The 8,662-nt window shown below is 54.1% G+C and carries 5 protein-coding genes; 3 read left to right on the forward strand and 2 right to left on the reverse strand.

The window, feature by feature from the left end:
- Window positions 1-313: 313 nt before the first annotated feature.
- The 3 genes from AC2FLE_RS21225 (at window position 314) to AC2FLE_RS21235 (ending at window position 5,828) form a co-directional block, all read left to right on the forward strand.
- A complete protein-coding gene (locus AC2FLE_RS21225) occupies window positions 314-1,414 on the forward strand; it encodes an efflux RND transporter periplasmic adaptor subunit (protein ID WP_496699601.1) in 1,101 nt (366 codons plus the stop codon).
- A 4-nt stretch (window positions 1,415-1,418) separates the two neighbouring features.
- On the forward strand, window positions 1,419-4,559 hold the full coding sequence (locus AC2FLE_RS21230) for an efflux RND transporter permease subunit (protein WP_496699594.1): 3,141 nt from the start codon (window positions 1,419-1,421) through the stop codon (window positions 4,557-4,559).
- A 465-nt stretch (window positions 4,560-5,024) separates the two neighbouring features.
- Window positions 5,025-5,828, forward strand: coding sequence for an SAM-dependent methyltransferase (locus AC2FLE_RS21235; protein WP_496699595.1), 804 nt, complete (start codon window positions 5,025-5,027; stop codon window positions 5,826-5,828).
- Window positions 5,829-5,907: 79 nt separating this feature from the next.
- Here AC2FLE_RS21235 and AC2FLE_RS21240 read toward each other — a convergent pair whose 3' ends face one another.
- Together AC2FLE_RS21240 and AC2FLE_RS21245 are read right to left on the reverse strand one after the other, a co-directional pair.
- The gene (locus AC2FLE_RS21240; protein WP_496699597.1) at window positions 5,908-6,588 is read right to left on the reverse strand and encodes an IS6 family transposase; all 681 of its coding nucleotides are present in this window, start codon (window positions 6,586-6,588) and stop codon (window positions 5,908-5,910) included.
- Window positions 6,589-6,919: 331 nt separating this feature from the next.
- The coding region (locus AC2FLE_RS21245) for a calcium-binding protein (protein ID WP_496699599.1) at window positions 6,920-8,662 on the reverse strand (1,743 nt) is incomplete at its 5' end.

The raw sequence follows: 8,662 nt of genomic DNA on the forward strand, positions 1-8,662 counted from the left end.
TTTCAGCGTTCCTGGCAGAATTCTGGGCCGCATCGTTCTCTGATCTGGACGAACAACTCAAGGCCTCGACCTAAGAGATCTTAACTGGGGTGATAAACATTGCGTTCGCAATTTCGGGGTTTTGAAGACAGCAGAGCGAGAACGAGCCATATTGTTTAATCGGCACAACTTTCACTTGGTTGAAATGGCGGGTGAGCCGCTCAACACCAGTAGCTGGATTTTCAAATGCTTTACGTTACCGTGATGTCAACGAGAATACTTACAAAATTCTTCAGGAGGGTGAACTGTGCCAGTAAGGTTGTTAGTCGCCGCAATGTTTCTGCACTTGGGTCTTTCTCCGTCCATTGTCTTGGCGCAGGAAAGCCAAACGAAGCCCAAAGTGTCTGTGACGGCAGCAGAAATGAAGCCGGTATCTTTGACCGAAGTGTTCACCGGCCGGGTCGAGGCGGAGAATCGTGTCGACCTGATTGCGCGCGTGCCTGGATTTGTGAAATCCATCAATTTCAAGGATGGCTCAGCCGTTACGACGGCGGATGTCCTGATCGAGATCGAACCGGATTCTTTCGAGGCGACTGTCACTGAAATTCAGGGGCAGATCCAAGCTGCACAGGCGGCAAAAAAGCTTGCCGATATCGAGCTTGATCGGCAGCAAAAGCTCTACTCCACGGGTGACACACCTCAAGCAGTCGTTCAGAAAGCACAGGCACAGCAAGGTGAGGCCGATGGACATGTGCTTGAGCTACAAGGCAGTCTGCAAAATGCCCAGTTGAACCTGTCTTACACAAAAATAACCGCGCCCTTTGACGGCAGGATTGGACTGACAGACCTGTCAGTTGGCGCATTCGTCAGCCCGGACGGTGGAACCCTGCTGTCGCTGTCCAGCATCGACCCCATCCACGTTACCTTTCCAGTAACCGAAGCCGAACTGCTTGAATTTCGCTCGCGCCGCGCCAAAGCGCCCGACACCGAACCGTTGAAATTACAGTTGATCCTCGCCGATGGCACGACATACGGCGCAATGGGCAGCATCGAAGTGATTGATACACAGGTGCAGTCCGGAACGGATTCCGTTCTGGTCCGCGGTTCCTTTCCCAATTCTGATGGACGTCTCATTGATAACCAACTGGTGCGCGTTTTCGTCACCGACCCTACAAACGACAAATCTCTGGTGATCCCCGCCAAGGCTTTGCAGAGAGATCAGTCTGGCTACTTTGTCTTCACAGTCGGAAGCGACGATAAAGTTGTCAAAAAGCAGATCCAACTGGACCGAACTGAAGGGGCCGAGGCCGTCATTTCAGACGGTCTGAGCGAAGGCGATCGGGTTATCACCGATGGCCTGCAGAGGGTCCATACCGGTGTTGAGGTTAGCGTTTCCGCGCCTCAAAACACCTCATCCACCGCTAGCGGGAACTGACCCAATGATCTCGCAACTGTTCATCCGCCGTCCCAGATTTGCCATCGTCATATCGGTCGTGATTACGCTGGCGGGGCTGATCTCTGTTACGCAGCTGCCGGTGGAACAACTCCCTGACATCGTACCACCGCAGGTTCAGGTTTCGACCAAGTACCCAGGCGCCGGGGCCGAAGTGGTCGAGTCTACCGTAGCCCAGATCATCGAAGAACAGGTGATCGGCGTTAGCGACATGCTCTACATGAAGTCAACCAGCGGTTCGGATGGCAGCTATAATCTCCAGATCACGTTTGCCCCCGGGACCGACCCCGATATCAACGCCGTTAATGTGCAGAACCGTGTCAGCTTGGCGATGTCCGCCTTGCCCGAAGAGGTAACGCGCGCAGGCGTCAACACCAAAAAGAAGTCGTCGGCACTGTTGCAAGTCGTGGCCATTACGTCGGACGACCCGAAGAACGATGATTTGTTCCTGTCAAATTTTGCAACGATCAACGTTATGGACAGTATCAAAAGATCGCCCGGCGTAGGGGATGCCACACTTTTCGGGGAACTGGACTATTCTATGCGGATCTGGCTGGACATCGACAAGATGACCAACCTTTCGGTGGCCGTTGACGATGTGATCGCTGCACTCAATGCACAGAATGTTCAGGCGGCTGTGGGACGTGTTGGCGCACAGCCGATGGCAAAGGACCCGACCTTTCAGCTGAACATCCAGACACAGGGCAGGTTGAGCAGCATCGCCGAATTCGAAGAAGTTGTCGTGCGCGCCCTTCCCGACGGCTCATTTGTCCTGATCAGCGATATCGCGCGGGTGGAACTTGGGGCAAAAACGCAGGATTCCTTTGCCTCTTTTGACAACAAACCGGCCGCGATGATCGGTGTCTACCTTGAGCCGGGGGCAAATGCCCTTGATACCTCAAAGGGCATAAACAAAGCACTGACAGGATTGCAGAACGCCTTTCCTGATGGGGTCAACTGGAGCGTGCCATACAATTCTGTGACATTCGTCCGCGCCAGTATCGACGAAGTCGTAAAGACGTTGATACAGGCATTTGCTCTGGTCGTGATCGTGGTCTTTTTGTTTCTGGGCAACCTTCGGATGGCCCTGATCCCGCTCATCGCGGTTCCGGTTTCGCTTGTTGGCGCACTGGCGTTCATTTTGGCATTGGGGTTTTCTCTCAATACAGTTTCGCTGCTAGCGCTGGTGCTCGCAATAGGCATCGTCGTGGACGATGCGATTGTGGTGATAGAAAACGTCGAAAAGGTCATGGGTGAGAACCCGGATATGTCTGTACCCGAAGCCACCGGCGAGGCGATGAAGCAGATTACGGCACCCATTCTGGCCATAACCTGTGTGCTGCTGTCGGTATTTGTACCGGTTGCATTCATTCCCGGCATTACGGGAACAATGTTCCAGCAATTCGCCGTAGCTGTGTCCTTTTCAATGCTGATTTCTGCTCTGAATGCTTTAACGCTCAGCCCGGCCCTGTGCGCGATACTGCTGCGCCGAGAGAGCGCCCCTAAGCGTGGACCGCTTGCCTGGATATCGCGCCGTATAGACAACGCGCGCGATGGCTATGCCTATGCGGTCTCAATTCTTGCCCGTCGGGCATTCCTGGCTGTTTTACTGCTCGGTTTTGCACTTTTTGGCACGGGCTGGTTGTTCAAGACCACGCCTTCCGGGTTTCTTCCCGTCGAGGATCAGGGGGCCTATTTCGTGGAAGTCGCGCTGCCCGAAGGCTCCTCGATCAATCGCACGTCCAAAGTGATGGAGGACGTATCGACCATCATCAAATCCGCACCGGGAGTGCAGGATGTCATGACGGTCACAGGTTTCAGCTTTGTCGACGGCCTGAACAAGTCGAACAGCGGGTTTGGCATCGCGATCATGCAGCCGTTTGAAGACCGGACCGACCCCGCTCTGTCCGTCAGATCCTCGATCCGGCATGTCCGGCGCGAGTTTGCCGGTTTGGAAGACGCCATTGCCTTTCCCTTCAATCTTCCGCCGATCCTTGGATTGGGTACGGGTGCCGGGTTTGAATTCGAACTTCTGGACCTGCATGGCCACAGCGTTTTAGATCTTGGCGCAACTGCGGCGGGGCTCGTCACAACCGCCAACGCCGATCCCAGATTGTCGGGTGTTTACACAACATTTTCCGCTCAGTCTCCGAAGCTGAACCTGGACCTCGATCGCAAACGGTTGCAGACACTTGGCGTGAATGTCGACGACCTGTTCCGAGCCATGCAGGTCACATTGGGCGGGTACCATGTGAACGACATGAATCTCTTTGGCCGGACGTGGCAGGTTAACCTGCAAGCTGATGAGAAATACCGGGCCAATGTCGGAGATATTGCGCGCATTCACGTCCGAAACCGTGACGGAGATATGGTGCCGGTGCGCGCTGTTGCGAAGGTGGAACTCATTCAGGGTCCGCAATTGCTGGCCCGCTACAATAATTTCCAGGCGGTCACCATTAACGGTGGACCGTCTCCGGGCGTGTCTATGGGCGCGGCCATCGCGGCGATGGAGGAAATTGCTGCCCAAACCCTGCCGGAGGGCTACAGCTACGATTGGACGGGAACAGCGCAGCAAGAGATTGAAGCCGCTGGAAAGACACCCATTGTTCTGGGGCTTGCTTTGCTTTTCGCATACCTCTTTCTCGTCGCACTTTACGAGAGCTGGACGATACCGCTTGCGGTGCTTCTCTCCGTCACATTTGCGGTGTGTGGTGCGTTGGGTGCGCTGCTGTTACTGGGGCTCCAAAACAACCTCTACGCCCAAATCGGACTGGTGGTTCTGATAGCGCTTGCCGCCAAAAATGCGATATTGATCGTTGAGTTTGCGATGGATCGGTACCGGCAGGGGCTGAGTGCGGTGGATGCCGCCATTCAGGGTGCCCGCGCGCGGTTCCGGGCGGTAATGATGACCAGCTTTGCTTTCATCGCCGGGCTTTACCCGCTGGTTGTGGCCGACGGCGCCTCCATGCTCGCTCGCAGAGGTGTCGGCACGCCGGTGTTCGGCGGGATGATCGCAGCCGCCCTTGTAGGCATATTTGTCATCCCGTCCCTTTACATCATTGCGCAGCGGTTCAGGGAGAAGGTGCACGGTAAAAAGAATATGGGTGGTGACACGAGTGTCCATTAGATCATTCGGAGAAGCACGGCAGCATCAATCCGAGTTAGGACTGAGCCAATCATTGAAAACCAAGTTCTCATGTGGTTTTTATTCGTCATTACATTTTGTTCGGTATAGTCGTAAAATCGAGTTTAGTACCTAATAGAAACGGCCCAAAGCTGCCATTCACCAAGAAATCCGGTCTGCATTGCAGCTTCCCAAAAGCGGACATCACCGGCTCGGTGTCGCCTTTCTTGCAAACCGTCCATAGAGCCCGGAACAGGTCGAGCGGATTGAGCGGCGCTCGCTGGGCATTCTCGATGAGGTTGACGTACGGGTGCAAAGGCAGGGCGCATCCACTATATTTGCTAAGATACAAAAGATATAAAAGATACGAAACTCGAGGGCCTGATTTTCATGCACCCGGCACAATGCGCTTTTATCGGAGCGAAATTTGGCTAACCTCTCATCATGACGGCAAAAGATATCAAGTCGATGCAGCTCTACCCCCGGGCGGAGCGAATTCTAGTCGATCTGGCCCAATCGGGATTTCCTGCCCAGGATCCTGTACCGGTCGACATTCTCAACCGCTTTGATCAGCTACATTACCACGGAACCGACGCACTCGACATAGCGATCAAGGCTTGCGGAATTAGACCCGGGCAGAAGATCCTCGAGATCGGCTCCGGGTGGGGTGGGTGCGCACGATACATCTCGCATGTCTCGGGTGCGCATGTGACAGCCGTGGAACTTCAGGCCGACTACCATGCGGTCGGCAAAGCACTCACTGCGCGCTCAGGGCTTTCTGATCGGGTGACGCATGTGCAAGCGGACTTTCTGAACTGGTCCGCGCCACCAGGCGGCTTCGACCATGTGGTCAGTTGGCTTGCGCTCTTTCATATACCGAAACGTACGGCATATCAGTCGCGCATCATGGCGGCTCTGAAGCCCGGCGGCACTCTCTTTGTTGAGGATCTTTACGAAATCGCGCCACCTCCCGAAGAAGAAGCCGACGACTTCAAAGCGCATTTGTTTCCAAACTCACTCGCGCCTCTGCACCGGTACAAGTCATCGCTAAGAAGTGCAGGGCTGGATCTGCTGAGCTTGGAAGACATGACGTCAAACTGGACGTCCTTTACCGCAGACCGGCTGAACGCCTTTCGGAAAAACAGACGAAGCTACGAAGCTGTGCACGGCGTGGACGGATATCGGGTCATTGAGACATTCTACATCAAAATGGCTGGCTATTTTTCGCGCGGCCTGGTCGGCGGTCTGCGTCTTCACGCCTGTTGTCAGTGAAAGCAGCGGCTCGAGCAGGTTAAAGGGCTCTGTTGCAAACTTTTGAGCATGGTGAGCTGATTGAGCGATCGCATCGGTGTTAACCGGCTAGTTCGGCGAATTGTTTGAATGGACAGACTCCTGGCGTGAGTTGACCTTTCCTGATCATGTGCGCAGTTTCGATTCCAGCTAGAGTTGCTGATGCTGAATTGAAGGATTTGAAACCTAGCATCGGACGGGTTCGCCTTTTGATGAACCTGTGATCTTGTTCTACGATGTTATTGAGGTATTTTCGTCTGACCATCTCGATGGGAATGGGACATCCAAAGCCTTTGAGCATTTTGTTGATGGCCTTCAGGCCCGCAGTATTGGCGCCGCTTTTGTCGATGACAATCTTCCGTGGTAACCCATTAACTTCCAGCATCCGGGCAAAGAATTTAGTGGCAGCTGGCTTGTTGCGCCGCTCAGATAACATGAAATCAAGTGTCTTTCCGTGTTTGTCGACGGCGCGGTATAGATAGACCCACGCGCCCTTAACCTTGATGTATGTCTCGTCCATTCTCCAGGAGCAGTCGCATGGTACTTTGCGTCTACGCGCTGCTTCGGCAATGGCGCCAGAATATCGCGTTACCCATCGGTTCAGCGTGGTGTGATCCACGAAAACACCTCGCTCTCCCATGATTTCTTCTAAGTCGCGATAGGAGACGCCGTATCGAACGTAGAAGAAGACCGCGAACAGGATCACATCCTTCGGATATTGCGTGCCTTTGAAGGAGATCATGAGCTGGCTTTCGACTGATTATTGCTGCTGATCACTCGCGCGCTAACCCAACAATCGTCAATGTCAAAAGTTTGCAACAGAGCCCCGCGCGAGTCCCGATAGCGGTACCGCCCAGTCTTATTGGGATTGGGCGAGATACATTGTTTGATGTACAAAGGCAGAAAGCGTGAAAATCTCCAATTTTCGCAACGCTTTCTGCCTTTGTTGCAAGATTGCTTTTCCTAGTATGCTGCAGCTTGGGACGGCGGCCTTGAACCAGGCGGCATAGATACCCCTCCAACGCTAGCGAAGCCCAAGCGGCTTTACCGAACCGCTAGGGAACAGTTGTATGTCAAACGAATGAGAACTGATCCTCAGTCAGTGAAGCGATTGAGATGCCGTCGAGTTCAACTGACCCTGAGTTCCAATCAACTCGCGTCCCGATGCCCGTATCGACGAACGTGAGGTCGGCGTAAGTATTACCGGTCATTTCTATCGTATCGACGCCCAACTCGAAGTCGGTAATCTGGTCCGCGCCTTCGGAAACCAGCGAACTGAATGCAAACACATCAGCACCAGCACCGCCCGTCAGAACTTCATCAATTTCGCTGCTAGTTAACGTATCGTCGCCAGCAGAACCAATGATCGTAGTAGGAGCGGCCGAAGTCACCGGGTCGGCCGATGCCGCAAAAACCTGCACCTCAGAGAGGTTGAAGTATTGGCCAGATTGCGAGAGTCGGACAAAGCGTGCATCTGCAAACCCGTCAACATCGAATGTGTGGACAGTGCCGTTGCCAGATCCGCTGATCGGATCGAATGAATGGACAACATTGCCGTCCTCATCCAGCAGTGTCACAACCCCGCCCTCAATTCGTGACCCATAAGATGAGCGCGCTGTAACCACTACAGAAGTCAGCGAGTATTCGACTTTCAAGTCAATCTCATACCACTCGTCCGATCCAGGGTTGGTGCTGGACCAGTTGTTGCCTCCGGTCACACCGTCGATAAGCTTGTCCGCGCCGTAGCTGCTGCTGTAAAGGCTGCTAGCGCTGATTTCGATGTCAGTCAGCAAACCTGTCAGCTCCACATTCGTACCTGACGCATTCCCTGAATTATCCAACAAAAACTGATCTTCAGTCAGCGAAGCGACCGAGGCACCTTCAATTTCGACAGAGCCATTGGTCCATTCCACTCTTGCGCCAAATCCCGTGTCGACGAAGGTCAGATCGGCGTAGGTGACGCCGGCAATTTCGATCTTGTCCACACCCAGTTCGAAATCTGTGATGTAGTCCGCACCCTCAGAAGCTGAACTATCAAAAGCAAAGATATCAGCTCCTCCGGCACCAGACAGTGTATCATCCCCATCTAGGCCGATAATGCGGTCATTACCCGCTCCTCCATCGATCTCGTTGCCTGCATCGGAGCCCGTAAGGGTATTGTTGCCCGACCCACCGATGATGTTTTCGAAGTTGAGAACTTGTTCGGTAAAACCGTCGTCGAACAGAACGCTCGAAGTGGCTAAATTCAAGTTGAAGTTGTTGCTTGAGTAAGAGAAGTCGATCGTGTCGACACCCTCACCGCCGTCGAAGAGGTCATCGCCTATACTGCCTAGAATGATGTCGTCCCCGGCCTCGCCATAGTGATTGTCATCCCCATCACCGCCGTCGATCACATCGTTTCCGGCACCCCCAAAGATGTTGTCATTGCCGGAAGTGCCAAAAATGATGTCATCGTTCACAGTGCCAGCCAAGAGGGTCGCGCGCACATCCTGCATGGTCCAGACCGTGCCGTCATCAAACACGATCTGCTCGACAGCGTCGGACCAATCGTTGCTGAGCGTGTTCACAATCGTGATCTGGTCGGAGGTCCCCGCGAAGATCAGGATGAGCGTATTGCTGTTCGCATCCGGCTTCGAAACCGCCACCTCACCAGGTGCGTAGCCGTGCAGGATCAGCTGGTCGGTGCCTGCCCAGCCATCGTCATCAATCGTGTCCTGGCCATCGCCACGGGTGAAAACGTAGGAGTCAGAGCCTCGGCCGCCATGAAGCGTGTCGTTGCCCAGCCCGCCTGTGATCGTGTCATTTCCGTCTTTCGC

The sequence above is a fragment of the Ruegeria sp. CDSA077 genome, from assembly GCF_059612265.1.